General features: G+C 67.6%; 18 protein-coding genes. 6 read left to right on the forward strand and 12 right to left on the reverse strand.

Features of this window, described 5'->3' with window-relative positions:
- Positions 1–68 precede the first annotated feature (68 nt).
- A complete protein-coding gene (locus ACJMKZ_RS07950) occupies positions 69–800 on the reverse strand; it encodes a pyridoxamine 5'-phosphate oxidase family protein (protein WP_405232653.1) in 732 nt (243 codons plus the stop codon).
- An 87-nt stretch (positions 801–887) separates the two neighbouring features.
- On the opposite strand from ACJMKZ_RS07950, the gene ACJMKZ_RS07955 reads away from it, so the two are divergent.
- Both ACJMKZ_RS07955 and ACJMKZ_RS07960 read left to right on the forward strand, forming a co-directional pair.
- A complete protein-coding gene (locus ACJMKZ_RS07955; RefSeq protein ID WP_405232654.1) occupies positions 888–1,307 on the forward strand; it encodes a DUF2845 domain-containing protein in 420 nt (139 codons plus the stop codon).
- A gap of 96 nt (positions 1,308–1,403) precedes the next feature.
- Positions 1,404–1,832: a bactofilin family protein gene (locus ACJMKZ_RS07960; RefSeq protein WP_405232655.1), complete on the forward strand. Its 429-nt coding sequence runs from the start codon at positions 1,404–1,406 to the stop codon at positions 1,830–1,832.
- A 7-nt stretch (positions 1,833–1,839) separates the two neighbouring features.
- On the opposite strand, the gene ACJMKZ_RS07965 is transcribed toward ACJMKZ_RS07960, so the two are convergent.
- Positions 1,840–3,171 carry a response regulator gene (locus ACJMKZ_RS07965; protein ID WP_405232656.1) on the reverse strand — a complete coding sequence of 444 codons (1,332 nt, stop codon included), beginning with the start codon at positions 3,169–3,171 and terminating at the stop codon, positions 1,840–1,842.
- Between the two features lie 340 nt (positions 3,172–3,511).
- Between ACJMKZ_RS07965 and ACJMKZ_RS07970 the strand changes: the two genes are divergently transcribed.
- Together ACJMKZ_RS07970 and ACJMKZ_RS07975 are read left to right on the forward strand one after the other, a co-directional pair.
- Positions 3,512–5,950: a putative bifunctional diguanylate cyclase/phosphodiesterase gene (locus ACJMKZ_RS07970; RefSeq protein ID WP_405232657.1), complete on the forward strand. Its 2,439-nt coding sequence runs from the start codon at positions 3,512–3,514 to the stop codon at positions 5,948–5,950.
- A gap of 150 nt (positions 5,951–6,100) precedes the next feature.
- A complete protein-coding gene (locus tag ACJMKZ_RS07975) occupies positions 6,101–6,463 on the forward strand; it encodes a hypothetical protein (protein ID WP_405232658.1) in 363 nt (120 codons plus the stop codon).
- A gap of 49 nt (positions 6,464–6,512) precedes the next feature.
- Here the strand turns inward: ACJMKZ_RS07975 and ACJMKZ_RS07980 are convergent, their stop codons facing one another.
- From ACJMKZ_RS07980 to pspA, 6 genes are read right to left on the reverse strand one after another with little or no spacing between them, the layout of a single operon-like run.
- A complete protein-coding gene (locus tag ACJMKZ_RS07980; RefSeq protein ID WP_405232659.1) occupies positions 6,513–6,977 on the reverse strand; it encodes a DUF6231 family protein in 465 nt (154 codons plus the stop codon).
- Between the two features lie 4 nt (positions 6,978–6,981).
- On the reverse strand, positions 6,982–7,209 hold the full coding sequence (locus ACJMKZ_RS07985) for a hypothetical protein (RefSeq protein WP_405224659.1): 228 nt from the start codon (positions 7,207–7,209) through the stop codon (positions 6,982–6,984).
- Positions 7,206–7,619 (reverse strand): envelope stress response membrane protein PspC, encoded by a 414-nt coding sequence (gene pspC, locus ACJMKZ_RS07990; protein ID WP_405232660.1) that lies wholly within the window; start codon positions 7,617–7,619, stop codon positions 7,206–7,208. The genes ACJMKZ_RS07985 and pspC overlap by 4 nt, the downstream gene beginning before the upstream one ends.
- Positions 7,616–7,906, reverse strand: coding sequence for a PspC domain-containing protein (locus tag ACJMKZ_RS07995; protein ID WP_405232661.1), 291 nt, complete (start codon positions 7,904–7,906; stop codon positions 7,616–7,618). The genes pspC and ACJMKZ_RS07995 overlap by 4 nt, the downstream gene beginning before the upstream one ends.
- On the reverse strand, positions 7,903–8,130 hold the full coding sequence (gene pspB, locus ACJMKZ_RS08000) for an envelope stress response membrane protein PspB (RefSeq protein WP_405232662.1): 228 nt from the start codon (positions 8,128–8,130) through the stop codon (positions 7,903–7,905). The genes ACJMKZ_RS07995 and pspB overlap by 4 nt, the downstream gene beginning before the upstream one ends.
- On the reverse strand, positions 8,131–8,829 hold the full coding sequence (gene pspA, locus ACJMKZ_RS08005; protein WP_405232663.1) for a phage shock protein PspA: 699 nt from the start codon (positions 8,827–8,829) through the stop codon (positions 8,131–8,133). It lies immediately after the preceding gene.
- Between the two features lie 190 nt (positions 8,830–9,019).
- On the opposite strand from pspA, the gene pspF reads away from it, so the two are divergent.
- Both pspF and purT read left to right on the forward strand, forming a co-directional pair.
- Positions 9,020–10,102, forward strand: a complete 1,083-nt coding sequence (pspF, locus tag ACJMKZ_RS08010) for a phage shock protein operon transcriptional activator (RefSeq protein ID WP_405232664.1) — start codon at positions 9,020–9,022, stop codon at positions 10,100–10,102.
- Positions 10,103–10,260: 158 nt separating this feature from the next.
- The gene (gene purT, locus ACJMKZ_RS08015; RefSeq protein WP_405232665.1) at positions 10,261–11,442 is read left to right on the forward strand and encodes a formate-dependent phosphoribosylglycinamide formyltransferase; all 1,182 of its coding nucleotides are present in this window, start codon (positions 10,261–10,263) and stop codon (positions 11,440–11,442) included.
- Positions 11,443–11,473: 31 nt separating this feature from the next.
- On the opposite strand, the gene ACJMKZ_RS08020 is transcribed toward purT, so the two are convergent.
- The 4 genes from ACJMKZ_RS08020 to ACJMKZ_RS08035 form a co-directional block, all read right to left on the reverse strand.
- Positions 11,474–12,406, reverse strand: a complete 933-nt coding sequence (locus tag ACJMKZ_RS08020; RefSeq protein ID WP_405232666.1) for a hypothetical protein — start codon at positions 12,404–12,406, stop codon at positions 11,474–11,476.
- Positions 12,403–13,260, reverse strand: a complete 858-nt coding sequence (locus tag ACJMKZ_RS08025; RefSeq protein WP_405232667.1) for an ABC transporter ATP-binding protein — start codon at positions 13,258–13,260, stop codon at positions 12,403–12,405. The genes ACJMKZ_RS08020 and ACJMKZ_RS08025 overlap by 4 nt, the downstream gene beginning before the upstream one ends.
- Positions 13,257–13,640, reverse strand: a complete 384-nt coding sequence (locus ACJMKZ_RS08030; RefSeq protein WP_405233157.1) for a GntR family transcriptional regulator — start codon at positions 13,638–13,640, stop codon at positions 13,257–13,259. The genes ACJMKZ_RS08025 and ACJMKZ_RS08030 overlap by 4 nt, the downstream gene beginning before the upstream one ends.
- Positions 13,641–13,751: 111 nt before the next feature.
- Positions 13,752–13,931 (reverse strand): hypothetical protein, encoded by a 180-nt coding sequence (locus tag ACJMKZ_RS08035; protein ID WP_405232668.1) that lies wholly within the window; start codon positions 13,929–13,931, stop codon positions 13,752–13,754.
- Positions 13,932–13,998 lie beyond the last annotated feature (67 nt).

Consider the following 13,998-nt stretch of genomic DNA (forward strand, 5'->3'; position numbering starts at 1 on the left):
CGCGACAAGCGGGAGAGTCTAAACCGACAGCGCGACGCGCCGCCAGCCGTGAGCCGGCCACAGGCGTGTCAGGGCGCGATCCAGTCTCCCGCCCAGCCCCGGCCGCAATCATGACCGCGGTCGGCGCCTCGGTCATCGCCTCGGTCATCGCCTCGGTCATCGCCTCGGTCATCGCCTCGGTCAGCGCCTCGGTCGTCGCCAGGGTCCCGGCCACCGTTACCGGCATGGCCCACGCGTCGGAAGCGCGCGCGCCGATGCCCGTCGGCGGTGAGATGCAGCCAATCGATGAGCTCGATGTCTGCTGCCACGACGGCGAAGTTCACTCGCCCCGGCTCGGTCTCCCCGGGCTCGGGCCGCCTCTCGCGCAGCCCTTGCGGCAACGTGGAGCCGGCGGCCTCCAGCACGGCACCGGGCCCCGGCTCCACGAGGTAGCAGCGGCGGGAACCCACGGCGCTGGCCCGCCAGCGTTCGTCGGCCAGTGCGTCGTCGGCGTGCAGCGTGGCCCGCCCCTCGAGGCGCAGCTGGACCTTGCGCCCCGGGTCGTACAGCAGCCAGCTCACCGGCGCATCGTCCCCGATCTGCCGGACCTTCGCCGAACGGGCGTCGGTGTGGCAGAGCACCCGGCCGGCCTTCCGGTCGGCGGCCCGCAGCACCACGGTCCGCAGCCGGGGCCCGCCATCCTCGACGGTGCCCAGCACGGCGGTATGGAACGGACTGCGGGCGGAGCCGGCCCCCTCCTCCAGGTAACCCCAGCATCGCTGCAGCAAGCCCTCCAAATGGTCCGGTCGGTCGGTTTCCATGCGCGTCCCCCGTGGGTGTGCCGACGCAGGGATACCGGTCCCGTGCCGCCGCTGCAAGGCCCCACACGCCGCGCTACACTATGGAGGATGCGACTAGAGGGCAGAAAATCGCTGCGCGCGACCGGCCGGCTCCGCCGCGCCGCTGCCGGGCTCTGCGTGCTGCTCGCCCTGGCGCTGGCACCCGAGGCGCACGCCTTTCGCTGCGGCAACAAGCTGGTGAGCGAGGGTATGCACATCACGAAGGTGCTCGACATGTGCGGAGAGCCCGATTACGAGCAGACACGCACCGTCCTGCGCCGCAATGTCTTCATCGGCAAGACCACGCGCGCGCCGGACTCGGGTGTGATCCGGCGGCACATCTACGGCTGGGGAACACCGCCCTGGGTGGAAGTCGAGATAAGGGAGCTCACCTGGAACCTGGGGCCGAACAAGTTCATGCGGCGGGTGCGTTTCGAAGACGGTATCGTCACCGAGATCGAGACGCTGGAGCGCGGATACCTGGAATAGCGCCCGCTTTTTCGGGGCCAATTGCCAACTGTGTCACGAATTCCCCGGACGGGAAGCTCTAACATAATTCCGAATCCTCACCCCCGGGGCGACGACATGAGCGACAGGAAATTCCGCCGGCTACTCGACCGCAGCAGCGGCCCGGCCACGCTGATCGGCAAAGGCTGCCGCGTGCAGGGCGAGCTCTCCGGCAAGGGCGACTTCGTGATCTGCGGCGAAGTGGAAGGCGACTGCAGTCTCGACGGCACCGTCACCGTGGCGCCGGGCGGACGCTGGACCGGCGTGCTGCAGGCCCGCAACGTCGTGCTGGCCGGGGAGATCGAAGGCGAGGTGATCGCCCGCGGCAGGCTGGAAATCGCGCCCAGCGCGAGGATCAAGGGTACCGTCACCGGCGAGGCGATCGCGGTCGCCGAAGGGGCCGTGGTGGACGGCGCCATCCGCACGACCGGGCCGCGGGAGCCGGAGACCTTCGTCGAGAAGCGGGCGCAGCAGGACGACGACGAAGCCCTGACCGGCACCGGCTGAGCGCCGGTCAGTCCGGCAGTATCTCCACCCGGATGCGGTTGTTCACCGCAGCCACCCGGTTCCACTCTCCCGCGCGCAGCGCATCGGTCACCGGCGGATAGGCCAGCACCGGCTCGGTGTTGCCGGCGGTGCCGGTCTCGACCCGGATGCGGCCGTCGTAACGGGTGTCGACGGTGCCGAGGAAGTTGGCGAACGCCACCGACTGGCGCAAGCCGCGGGTGACGGCCTCCTCGGCCGACAGGCCCAGCCGGTCGCAGCCGGTCAGCGGCAGATCCGCCGGCGCCACCTCGTAGTCGTCGCCGCCAGTCTCCAGCAGGCAGAAGTCGCCCACGTGGGAGACGACGCGGACCCGGCCGACGAATCCCATGGCGTCCAGCCGATCCAGCAGCTCCTCCAGCACCAGGCGCTGCTCTTCGCCGAAGGCGAGTTCCGTCCAGGCGTAGCGGCCATTCTGGTTCACCGCCCACTGCACCGCCTCCAGCGCCTGATCCAGGGCGCTGGCATAGCCGGCGCGGGTCTGGCTCATGCGCTCCTCGATGGCCACGGTGCCATCGGCCACGAGGGCCTGGCGGTTGCGGAGCTGCTCCAGCAGCTGTTCGGAGCGCTCTCGCTCCGCCTGCCACTGGCGCTCGGCCTTGATGTAGAGCCAGCCGAACGCGAGCGCCGCCACCGTCAGCACGGCCACGGCCGCGAGCGCCACCCGGGGCAGCGTGCCGCCGGACGCGGCCGCCTCGTCGCCGCCGGGGTCCCGGCGGCTGCCGATCTCGTCGGCCACCCGTGCGGCGATGGACTCGTAGCTGTCGATGAGGTCTCGGCGGATGATCGAGCGCTGCTGTTCGAACAGGTCCTGGATCATCTCCCGCAGGCCGACGTCCAGCCCCGAGAGCGCCTGCAGGTCGGCCACGGTGTCGCCGCTGGACCGGGCGATGCCTGTCCGACCGCCGTCGGGGGCGGCCTCCGCGCTCGATTCGATGAGACGCAGCGACTCGAGCACCTTCGAGACCTCGACCGGCGCCACCTGTTTCGGCAGCACGCCCACCGCGCCGAGGGCGCGCGCCTGACCCACGTACAGTTCGCCCTCCTGGGAGGTGTACATCATGATCGGGATGGTGGCGGTGTCGGGGTTGTCCTTGATCGCCCGCACCGCCTCGAAGCCGTCCATGCCCGGCATCATGTGATCCATGAAGATCACGTCGGGGCGGTGATCGGCGAGGTATTCCAGAGCTTCTTCGGCCGATTCGGCCGTGGCCACCTCGAGGTCGTGGCGCTCGAGCAGACGACGCAGCACCACCCGCGCCGAGTGCGAATCGTCAACGATCAGTGCGCACTTCTTCTCCATCCCCAGTCCGTCCAGGCCGCTCCTGCCACGCAACCTCCCCGCGGATGGCGCCATTCTACACGCGGCGGGCGGCCCGCACCGGACTGAAGCCGCATTCGGGCTACGGACGCCGGGGCGGGCCGTGACACTCGCCGCTCGCGCCCCGGCTGGGGTAGACTCTGGGCGCGAGGGAGTAGCGAAAAACTTCCCGAAGAAGAACAATAAAGAAAAACGGAGGAGTGGCCATGCTGGAGCCCGTCACGGGTCATCGCGGGCATACCGCGGCGAGCAGGACCGCGAGGTCCGGGTCGGCCTGACGGCCACCGGCTCCGCTATGTGGCGGAAACTGCTACCAAAATATGTGGCGACGGCAATTGCGCTGTCGGTGGCCATCGTATGCACGGTGGCCGGCCTCCTCGTGGTCAACTACACCCACCTCGCCGGCGAACTCAGCGAGGCAGGCGTCGCGCAGAAAGAGGAGCTGCTGACCCGCCAGTTCGAGGCCCGTGTGCTCGAATCGGTCGCGGCACTGGAGCGCGAAGTGGACGCGCCGCTCGCCGGCGGCGACGAGACCGCCGTGCAGGCGGTGCTCGACGAAGCGCTGGCGGATCTGGACATGCTGCGCGGCCTCGCGATCGTGGATTCCGAGAACCGCCCGGTGGTCAGCGCCGGCGCGCCCATCGCACCGGATGCCGCCGTGCTGGCGCTGGGCGCACCGTACTGGGGAGAAGACACGGTCGTCGCCGTGCGGCCCATCCGCGCGGACGGCGAGACCATCGGCGAGCTGCAGGCCGAGTTCGCCCAGACCGAGGTGGTCGAGGGCATCGCGGGATTCCGCGAGCGGCTGGAATCGGTCACCCGGGAACACCGCAACCGCGCTTTCGCCCGGCTGCTCGCATTCACCCTGCTGATACTGCTGGCCTGCGCCGCGGTCGCGTGGTTCACGGCGCGGCGGCTCGTGCTGCCGATCCAGGACCTGATCCGCCAGGCCCGGGACGTCAGCAGCGGCCACTACGGCGAACGCATGGCGGTGGAGCGGACCGATGAACTCGGCGACCTCGCAACGGCGTTCAACGACATGCGGGAGACGCTGCGCGACACCACCATCTCCCGCGACTATCTCGACCGCATCCTGAACAGCATGAACGACGGCGTGATCGTCTGCGATCCCGACGGCCGGATCGCGCGGGTGAACACGGCCATCGGCCGCCTGCTCGGCTACCGCTCGGAGGAACTCGTGGGCCTGCCGGTCACCGACCTGGTGGCGCCGGAGTACCGGCGCAAATTCCGTTCCGAGCCGGAAGGCGGCGCGCCGAGCGAATCGGTGCTCGTCACCCGCGGCGGGCAGCACGTGCCGGTGTCCTGGACCGGCTCGGCGCTGCGCGGCGACGACAGCGGGGCGGACGGGCGCATCTTCGCCGTGCAGAACATCACCGAGCGCAAGCGTGCCGAGCAACGCATCCGCTATCTCGCCCGCATCGACGCCCTGACCAAGGTGCCGAATCGCATGCAGTTCCAGCACTTGCTGCAGCGGGCCATCGCCAGGGCACGCCGCGAGCGCCGCTGTCTGGCGCTGCTCTACATCGACGCCGATCACTTCAAGGACATCAACGACACCTTCGGCCACCTGGCCGGCGATACCACACTGGAGACGATGACCGAGCGGCTGATCCGCGAGCTGCCCGAGAAGACCGTGATCGGACGGCTCGCAGGCGACGAGTTCGCCGTCGTCCTGGAGCACATCCGCGACGAGGAGCACGCCGAGGGAGAAGTCTCGGAGGTGGCCGGCCGCCTGCTCGCCGCCCTCGCCGAGCCCTTCCACGTGCAGTCCAACGAAGTCTTCATGACGGCCAGCATCGGCGTGGCCTTCTACCCGGAGGACGCGGGCAACGTGATCGACCTCATCCGCAATGCGGATGCGGCGCTGTACCACGCGAAGAAGGCCGGCGGGAACAGCCACCGCTTCTACCGGCCCGAGATGAACGAGGCCGCGGTGGAGCGGCTGATGCTGAAGAGCCGGCTGCGCCGCGCCTACGAGCGCGACGAGCTGCTGCTGAACTATCAGCCGAAGTACAACCTGCGCGACGGCAGCGTCATCGGCGCCGAGGCCCTCGTGCGCTGGGAACTGCCGGATCGGGGCCTGATCCTGCCCTCCGAGTTCATCCCGCTGGCCGAGGAGAGCAACCTGATCGTGGAACTCGGCGAGTGGGTGCTGGAACGGGTCTGCTCGGACTATCGCCGCTGGCAGGAGACGCTGCCGCTGCCCGGGCGGGTAGCGGTCAACCTCTCGCTGAAGCAGCTGCGGCAGGCCAATTTCCTGCAGCGGGTCGACCAGATCGTGCGCCGCCACGGTGTCTCCCCCACCTGCCTGGAGCTGGAGATCACCGAGACCACGCTGATGGAAGACACGCAGCGCACGATCCGCATGCTGGACGACCTCTACGCCATGGGCCTGCATCTCGCCATCGACGACTTCGGCACCGGCTACTCCTCGCTGAGCGCGTTGCAGCAGTTCCCCATCAGCACGCTGAAGATCGACAAGTCGTTCGTGCGCGATGCCGCCGTGGATCCCGACGACGCCACGATCGTGGCGACGATCATCGAGATGGGCCGCAGCCTGAAGATGGACGTGGTGGCCGAGGGCGTGGAGACCGAGGAGCAGCTCGCGTTCCTGCAGACTCTGGATTGCACCTACGTGCAGGGCCTGCTGTTCGGCGAGCCGATGAGTGGCGACGACTACCTCGCGCTGCTGATCGCGCAGCAGGACGGCACGGACACCCATCGGGCACTGTTCGCCTGAAGCCAGAAATTCTGCAATTACATCAGGGAGTTGAGCTTCGACTTCACGTCGACGGGGCATTGATGATTAAATGACGGCCTTGTCCGCGGCGCCCTCCGACCGCCGCCGCGCCGCAACGAAACTACGTCAATCCGGAGGATCAGGCTCATCATGAAAAGCTTCACACTCGCCGTCGTTCTCGGTCTCGCGGGCTTCGCTGTCGCCGCGCAGGCGGAATGCGTGTACCCCGAGCAGAACGTGGAGATGCCGGACGGCACGACGGCCACGAAGGAAGAGATGATCGCCGCGCAGAAAGCCGTGAAGGTCTACATGGCGGACATGGAAACCTACCTCGCCTGTCTCAAGGAAGAGCATGCCGCCGCGGCCGCCGAGGCCGGCGACGTAGACGAGGAAGTCGCCGCCAAGCGCGAGGCGATGTTCACCAAGCGCCACGATGCCGCGGTGGACCAGATGCACCTGGTGGGCGCCCGCTTCAACGAGCAGGTCCGCGCCTACAAGGGCCAGAGCGAGTAGAGACACCGACCGGCCCGGCCGGCCGTGGCGACAGGCGGCCGCGGCCGGCTCACCAGCGGTACTTGTCGAAATTCTCGGGATTCGCCCAGTTCTCGGGCGAGTTCCATTCCCGCTCCCGGTTGAAGCTGTCGCGGTCGTAGAGATACGCACCGCCGTCCGCGTCGGGGCTCGGGTGGCGCTCGAATCCGAGGGCGAGCATCCGGCGGGGCTCGAAGCGCCGGGCGGCCTCGCCGGCCACCAGCAGACGCCGGGTGTGCAGATCGCGCAGGCGCCCCAGCAACGTCTCGTCCGCGGCCGCTAGCTCGAGCACGAGCCCCAGGTCGTAGACGCCCAGGCCGTCCAGATCGGCAACACCCGCGTCGGCAGGCAGGCTGTCGCAGTCCCGTCCGGCCAGCGCGTGGGCCCCGATCACCAGCAGGGATGCGGTCTCCGGCAGGGCCTCCAGCTCACCGGCCACCGTCAGCGGCGCGTCGTCCGCGCCGCCGGCCTGCCCGTGGGACGGCTCCCCGCTCATGCCCTCAGAGCCGGTTGATCTCGCGGCGGAGGCCTTCCTGGGGATCGGTCACGATGCGCTCCAGCACCCTCACACGCTCCTCCAGTTCCCGGAGTCGTGCGAGCGTGGCTTCCCACTCCTCGTCCCGCTTCGGGTCCTCTTCCCGCCGGTGATGGCGGAGGTACTCCTTCGCGATGCCCGCCAGCAGCACTATCGCGACCAGAGCAATGACGAAGATATGGGCAGAACTCATCGGTCAATACCTCCCGGTCCGCGGCGCGCCTCCAGTTCCCGGAACTCCCGGTCCAGGTCGAAGCGCGGCGAGGTGACGTAGCGCTCCATGCGGGCGAGGCGGCTGTCCAGCCGCTGGAAGCGGCGGCGTATCTCCGCCATGGTCGCCTGGGGTGACGAGCGCAGCGCCCGGCGGAAATCCGGATCCTCGCGCGGCGCTTCCGGCGCCATGGACCGGTAGGGTATCAGCAGTGCGATGCCGAAGTAGATCAGCAGCGTCATCGGCGCCGATATGAAGAACGCGACGACGGCGAGGATGCGCGTGACTTTCAGGTCGAAACCGAAGTAGTCCGCGATACCCGCGCATACGCCGAAGATCATGCCGCGCTCGCGGTCGCGGAAGAAGCGTCTCTCCTGGATTCTCTCACTCACAGACGGTCTCCCATGCTCGTGCCGCGACGCCAGAACTCACGTTCGCGGTGATGATCGCGCACGCTCAGCGGCCGGTCGCGCAGCAGCAGGGCGGCCACCAGGTAGGTGAGCCCGACCGGCACCGGCGCGACCAGCAGGGCGACCAGCGCCACCCCGCGTACGAGCAGAATGTTGACGTCGAAGTAATCGGCGATGCCGGCGCAGAGGCCTAGTATCAGGCCGTTCTCCCGGTCCCGATAGAGTCGCCGCAGGCGGCCGCCGAGCTCGTGGAACGGGTTCTGGTTCATGTCTTTCTCCTCCAGTCCGGCACCTCGTCGTCCAGGATGGTCTCCAGCGCGTTCAGCCGGCTCTCCATGTTCTGCGACAGCGTCCAGATCTCCTCGAGCATCTCCTCTTCGGTGCCGGAGAGCTCGCGGGACTTTTTCCACTTCGTTACGTAGTGGAGGATGATCCACAGCGGCAGAACGATCGTGACGAAGAGGATTCCGAGTATGTACATCGTCTCGCCCATTTATGCCTGATTCCCGCCTTCGGTCGCGCTGCCCGCCTGCTTGCCTGCACGCCGGCGCTTCAGCTCGGCGAGCTCCCGGTTCACCGCTTCCTCGGCTTCGAGGCTGGCGAACTCGTGCTCCAGCCCCTTCGGCTGGCCCATGTCGTAGGCCTCGACGCGCCCTTCCACATCGTCCATGCGGCGCTCGTACTGCTCGAAGCGCACCAGCGCGTCCTCGATCTTGTAGTCGTGGATCTTCTTGCGGGCCGCCAGGCGGCTGGTCGCGGTCTTGTGGCGCGAGACCAGCGTCTTCTGCCGCGCCTTCGCGTCCTTGAGCTTGGCCTCGAGCCGCGCGATGTCCTCGTTCAGCCGGGTCAGGCCCTCGTCCACCTGGGCATAGTCGGCCCGCACCTGCTCGGCCGCCGCGGCCACCTGGGACTTCTCCACCAGCGCCGCCTTGGCGAGGTCCTCGCGTCCTTTCTCCAGCGCCAGCTCCGCCTTGCGCTCCCAGTCCACCTGCTCCTCCTCCAGAGCGCCCAGCTTCCGGTTGAGCTCCTTCTTGTCGGCGATGGAGCGGGCCGCCGCCGAGCGCACCTCGACGAGGGTGTCTTCCATCTCCTGGATCATCAGCCGGACGATCTTCTCCGGATCCTCCGCCTTCTCCAGGATGGCGTTGATGTTGGAGTTAACGATGTCGCTGAATCGCGAAAAAATGCCCATAGCGCATTCCTCAGTTGTTTGCCTTGCCTCCTGGATATAGCAGGTTCCGTGCCAGATCGGCCGAATGATCACAACCCATTGATTTATATATCAATAACGTCCCGGAACGCAGTATCTGAAATAGTACAAGAATAGTGGTTTACGCTAACTATTAGTATAAATAGAAATTTTATAGCAAAATTGGCGAATAATGGACGACCGCCAGAAACAACCCATCATCGGCGAGGCCCCGGCGTTCCTGGAGATGCTCGAGCACGTCTCGCGGGCCGCACCGCTCGCGAAGCCGGTGCTGGTGGTGGGCGAGCGCGGCACCGGCAAGGAGCTGGTCGCCTCCCGGCTGCACTTCCTGTCGGAGCGTTGGGAGCAGCCCCTGGTCAAGGTGAACTGTGCGGCGCTGACCGAGAGCATCCTGGAGTCGGAGCTGTTCGGACACGAGGCCGGTGCGTTCACCGGCGCGGTCAGAAAACACGTCGGTCACTTCGAACGCGCAGACGGCGGCACGCTGGTGCTCGACGAACTGGCCACCGTCCCCATTCGCACCCAGGAGAAGATCCTCAGGGTGATCGAGTACGGAGACTTCGAGCGCGTCGGCGGCAGCGAGACCCTGCAGGTGGACGTGCGCATCGTCGGTTCGACCAACGAGGACCTGCAGGCCCGGGTCGCCGACGGCCGCTTCCGGGCCGATCTCCTGGACCGGCTGGCCTTCGACGTGATCACGGTACCGCCGCTCAGGGAGCGGCTGGACGATATCCTGCCGCTGGCCTACACCTTCGCGGTCAACATGACAGCCGAGCTGCGCCGCTCCTACTTCCCCGGCTTCACGGCCCGCGCCGCCTCCGCGCTGCTCCGTCACCACTGGCCGGGCAACGTCCGGGAGCTGAAGAACACCGTCGAGCGCTCCGTATACCGGAGCGAGGACCCCGATGCGAAGATCGCGGAGATCGCCTTCGACCCCTTCGACTCCCCGTTTCGGCTGCGCGCGGAAGCGGACGAAGAAGAGTCCTCCGCGCCATCGCCCCCTGCGGCCCGGGACAAGCCGCGTCTGCCCACCGACCTCAAGGAGCGGCTCGCGGAGCTGGAGATATCGCTCGTGCGGACCGCGCTCGAGAAGGCGCGCTACAACCAGCGCGTGGCCGCCGGCCTGCTCGGCCTGACCTACCACCAGTTCCGCGGCTGCCTGAAGCGCCACGACATCCCATCCCGGCCGGACGGGGCCGTACGGCGCCAGTCCCGCCGCCGCAGGCCGGCCGCTACACCTGCGGAAACCGACTGAGCGCGACACTAGAGTGAGCGCACCGTGAATCGGGTTTCGGCAGCCGGGTCTCGATGGGCTACTATCTCACTTCAGGCTCCTCCGGCCCTCCAGGCCACCAGGGCACCGACACTCACGCAGACGACGCCAGACCGCGAGCAGCGACACCAAGACCGCCCATGAAGAAAATCGGCACGGCACTCAGCGAGCATGCCACCCGGATGATGCTGCTCGGCTCCGGCGAACTCGGCAAGGAGATAGCAATAGAGGCGCAGCGTTTCGGCGTGGAGGTGATCGCCGTGGACCGCTACGCCAATGCGCCGGCCATGCACGTGGCGCACCGCTCCCACGTCATCGACATGCTCGACCCGGTGGCGCTGCGCCAGGTGATCGAGGACGAGGAGCCGGACTTCGTCGTCCCGGAGATCGAGGCCATCGCCACGCCCGTGCTGCAGGAGCTCGAGGAGACGGGCCACTGCATCATACCGACGGCCCAGGCGACCCGGCTGACCATGGACCGGGAAGGCATCCGCCGGCTGGCGGCCGAACACCTGGAACTGCCGACTTCCGACTACCGCTTCGCAGGCACCGAGGCGGAGTACCGGCAGGCGATCGAGGCCATCGGCCTGCCGTGCGTGGTGAAACCGGTCATGAGTTCCTCGGGCAAGGGGCAGAGCGTCGTCCGGGAAGCCGGAGAAGCCGACGCCGCCTGGGAGTATGCCCTGCAGGGCGGTCGCAACGCCGGCGGCCGCGTCATCGTCGAGAGCCTGATCGAATTCGACTACGAGATCACGCTGCTCACGGTGCGCCACGACGACGCCATCAGCTTCTGCGAGCCCATCGGCCATCTGCAGCTGCAGGGCGACTACCGGGAGTCGTGGCAGCCCCAGCCCATGAGCGAGACCGCACTGGAACGCGCCCAGCGGGTCGCGGGGTCCATCGTGGGCGCGCTCGGCGGCCGGGGCGTGTTCGGCGTCGAACTGTTCGTCAAGGGTGATCAGGTCTGGTTCAGCGAGGTCTCGCCGCGGCCCCACGACACGGGCATGGTGACCATGATCTCCCAGTACAACTCCCAGTTCGCGCTGCACGTCCGCGCCATCCTCGGCCTGCCCATCCCGGTGATCCGCCAGCTCGGGCCGTCGGCCTCCTGCGCCATCGTGGCGGAAGGCGACTCCGACAACATCCGCTTCAAGGGTGTGGACAAGGCACTGCAGGAACCGGACACCAGCCTGCGCCTGTTCGGCAAGCCGGAGATCCGCGGCTCGCGGCGGCTGGGGGTCGCACTCGCGAGAGGCGACAGCATCGAGGAAGCCCGGGACAAGGCGCGCCGCGCCGCCGGCGCCGTCATCTGCAAGTTCTGAGCGACCCGGCCCGGGTCGACGCCGGCAGCGGTCAGCCGTTCTCAGTCTCGTCCCGGTAGCGGCGGAAATAGATGGCGCCGGCCGTGAACCCGGCCGCCACCACCAGGCCGCCCCACAGGCCCGGCGTCGCCAGGAACTTACCGGGGTCCACCAGCGAGAGCAGGTCCACGTTCCCCGTCAGCCGGCCGGGCATGTCCCCGAGGGCGATGTGCAGGTCTTCGCCGCTGAAACTCGCCTTGATCCATTGCATATACGAGAGACGACCGAGAGCGACTCTCGCGAACAGGTTGGTATCGAACAGCAGGCGCTCGACCAGGGGAATCACGAAGAACGGCAACACGGCCCACAGGAAGACGTTCTTCTTCGCGAAAGCGGAGCAGAACAATCCCCAGGCAATATAGGGCAGGAACCACAGCGCCGCCCCGATGAGCAGGTACACTGACAGTATCCAGATCTGCAGCAGCGGCACGGGCCGCCAGACCAGTTCCCAGGCGCTGCCGCCGCCGATCCAGACAGCGACGGTCGACAGACACAGGATGACGATATGGGTCGCCGCGACGAAACCGAAGGTGATCACCGGCGCCACCAGCGCGGCGGTGATCAGCTTCGAGAGCACCACCTCGGTATCGGTGAGTGGCAGCGACTTCCAGAACAGGATGCTGCGGTCCTTGCGCTCCGCGTACAGGGCGTCGATGGAATAGAAGAAGACGAGAAAGGCGAGGCCAACGACGAACACCGTGGACGGGCCCACGGCCAGAGCCGCGACACCGGCCGCCGAGCCCACCTGACCACCGACCTGCATGCCGGCAACCATGTTCTCGAAACCGACGATTCGTCCGCCGCCGGTCACCAGTGCCGTGGCGACACCGAGGGCGACGATGCAGGCGATCACCATCGGCGTCAGATACAGGGCGCGATGTTCCCAGAGCTCGCGCTGCACCAGGAAATAGGTTCTGCGCATCATGCCCTCGCCCCCCGCAGCTTCGCGACGAACAGGTCGGCGAGACCTGGCGTCTTCACTTCGCCCAGGCCCCGCAGGCGGTCGCGGTCCACGCCTTCGAATGTGAGCACCTTCTTGCCGAAAACATCGCGCCACGCGATCGGCTGCAGCGCCAGCGCCTCTTCCGCCCGCTCACCGCTCGTGGTCAGTTCCGTGTAGCGGGCCGCCACGTCGTCGACGGTCTCGTGCAGTACCAGACGGCCGTCGTCGATGAACATCACGTCGGTGAGGATGTGTTCGATCTCCTCCACCTGGTGGGTGGTGACGATGATGGTCCGCTGCTCGTCGAAATAGTCGTTCAGGATGGTAGTGTAGAACTCCTTCCGGAACAGAATGTCCAGCCCCAGAGTCGGTTCGTCCAGCACCAGCAGCTTCGCGTCGATGGCCATGATGATCGACAGGTGCAGCTGGGTGACCATGCCTTTCGAGAGTTCCTTCACCCTCGCGTCGCGGCGCACCGGAGTGCGCTCGAGGAAGGCATCCGCCTCCCGGCGGCTGAAGTTCGGGTGGACGGCCCCGACGAAGTCGAGCAGGTCGCTCACCCGGATCCAGGGCGGCAGCACGGCCACGTCCGCGACGAAACAGATGTTCTGCATCAGCTGCTTGCGCTGACGGAACGGGTCGAGTCCGAGTACGCGCAGCTCGCCCTCGCAGTCCGTCAGGCCCAGCAGCGTCTTCAGCAGCGTGGTCTTGCCGGCGCCGTTCGGGCCGATCAGGCCGACGATGCGGCCCGGCTCGACGTCGAAGCTGACGTTGTCCACCGCGCGGGTCGAACCGTAGCGTTTCGATACGCCGCGCGCCTGCACGACCGCCGTCATGATCCGCCGCCCCCCTCGTCCTTCGCCTTTTCCGCCCGCGCCAGAAGGTCCGCCGGGTCCAGCTCCAGGCGCTGCATGGTCGCTACGACCTCGGGCCACTCCTGCTGCAGGAACCGCTCGCGCTCGCCCTTCAGCAGCCGGTCCCGGGCGCCCGGCAGCACGTACATGCCGCGCCCACGGCGCTTCTCGACGAGTTCCTCGTCCACCAGTTCCTGGTAGCCCTTCAGCACGGTCAGCGGATTCAACCGGTACTCGGCCGCGACGTTGCGCACCGACGGCAGCGCGTCGCCGTCCTGCAGCACGCCTTCGAGGATCATCGCCACGACCCGGTCACGGAGCTGGCGGTAGATCGGCTGGTTGTCGCTCCAGTCAGCTTCCATCAGCTCCCTGCCCCGGGGACCGGCCATATCGGCCATATCGGCCATACCGGCCCCGGTAGTGTCCGTAGCGGACCCGATCTGCGCTGTACCCGCACTCACTCATCCCTCCGCTCAGCCTTTGCCGGCCTCCAGAAAGAGGATGTGGTCCGGGCCGGAAGGCATATCCGCGCCGTCCTCGCCGCCCGACCTCAGCTCGCTCGCCACAAGCGCCATCGCCATCAGCATGAGCACCGCAAGGCCGAGCGTGAGTCTGCCGCCTGTCTCCGGTCCGCTCTCCTGTCCGCCATTCATCTCTTCAGCCTCTCTGTCCCCGGTTCGTTCCCTGTTTCGGTCCAATTCCGTCCCTCTTCCGTTCGCT

Source organism: Lentisalinibacter salinarum (assembly GCF_040706555.1).
In the GTDB taxonomy this organism is placed as follows: Bacteria; Pseudomonadota; Gammaproteobacteria; order Steroidobacterales; family Woeseiaceae; genus Lentisalinibacter; species Lentisalinibacter salinarum.

Bases quoted from the DNA above. Each gene is read 5' to 3' on its own strand.
- ACJMKZ_RS07950 (WP_405232653.1), bottom strand. From the start codon at position 800: ATGGAAACCGACCGACCGGACCATTTGGAGGGCTTGCTGCAGCGATGC.
- ACJMKZ_RS08025 (WP_405232667.1), bottom strand. From the start codon at position 13,260: ATGACGGCGGTCGTGCAGGCGCGCGGCGTATCGAAACGCTACGGTTCG.
- ACJMKZ_RS07955 (WP_405232654.1), top strand. From the start codon at position 888: ATGCGACTAGAGGGCAGAAAATCGCTGCGCGCGACCGGCCGGCTCCGC.
- pspA (WP_405232663.1), bottom strand. From the start codon at position 8,829: ATGGGCATTTTTTCGCGATTCAGCGACATCGTTAACTCCAACATCAAC.
- ACJMKZ_RS07985 (WP_405224659.1), bottom strand. From the start codon at position 7,209: ATGAGTTCTGCCCATATCTTCGTCATTGCTCTGGTCGCGATAGTGCTG.
- ACJMKZ_RS07960 (WP_405232655.1), top strand. From the start codon at position 1,404: ATGAGCGACAGGAAATTCCGCCGGCTACTCGACCGCAGCAGCGGCCCG.
- ACJMKZ_RS07995 (WP_405232661.1), bottom strand. From the start codon at position 7,906: ATGAACCAGAACCCGTTCCACGAGCTCGGCGGCCGCCTGCGGCGACTC.
- pspB (WP_405232662.1), bottom strand. From the start codon at position 8,130: ATGGGCGAGACGATGTACATACTCGGAATCCTCTTCGTCACGATCGTT.
- ACJMKZ_RS07980 (WP_405232659.1), bottom strand. From the start codon at position 6,977: ATGAGCGGGGAGCCGTCCCACGGGCAGGCCGGCGGCGCGGACGACGCG.
- ACJMKZ_RS08035 (WP_405232668.1), bottom strand. From the start codon at position 13,931: ATGAATGGCGGACAGGAGAGCGGACCGGAGACAGGCGGCAGACTCACG.
- ACJMKZ_RS07975 (WP_405232658.1), top strand. From the start codon at position 6,101: ATGAAAAGCTTCACACTCGCCGTCGTTCTCGGTCTCGCGGGCTTCGCT.
- ACJMKZ_RS07965 (WP_405232656.1), bottom strand. From the start codon at position 3,171: ATGGAGAAGAAGTGCGCACTGATCGTTGACGATTCGCACTCGGCGCGG.
- purT (WP_405232665.1), top strand. From the start codon at position 10,261: ATGAAGAAAATCGGCACGGCACTCAGCGAGCATGCCACCCGGATGATG.
- pspF (WP_405232664.1), top strand. From the start codon at position 9,020: ATGGACGACCGCCAGAAACAACCCATCATCGGCGAGGCCCCGGCGTTC.
- ACJMKZ_RS08030 (WP_405233157.1), bottom strand. From the start codon at position 13,640: ATGGAAGCTGACTGGAGCGACAACCAGCCGATCTACCGCCAGCTCCGT.
- ACJMKZ_RS08020 (WP_405232666.1), bottom strand. From the start codon at position 12,406: ATGATGCGCAGAACCTATTTCCTGGTGCAGCGCGAGCTCTGGGAACAT.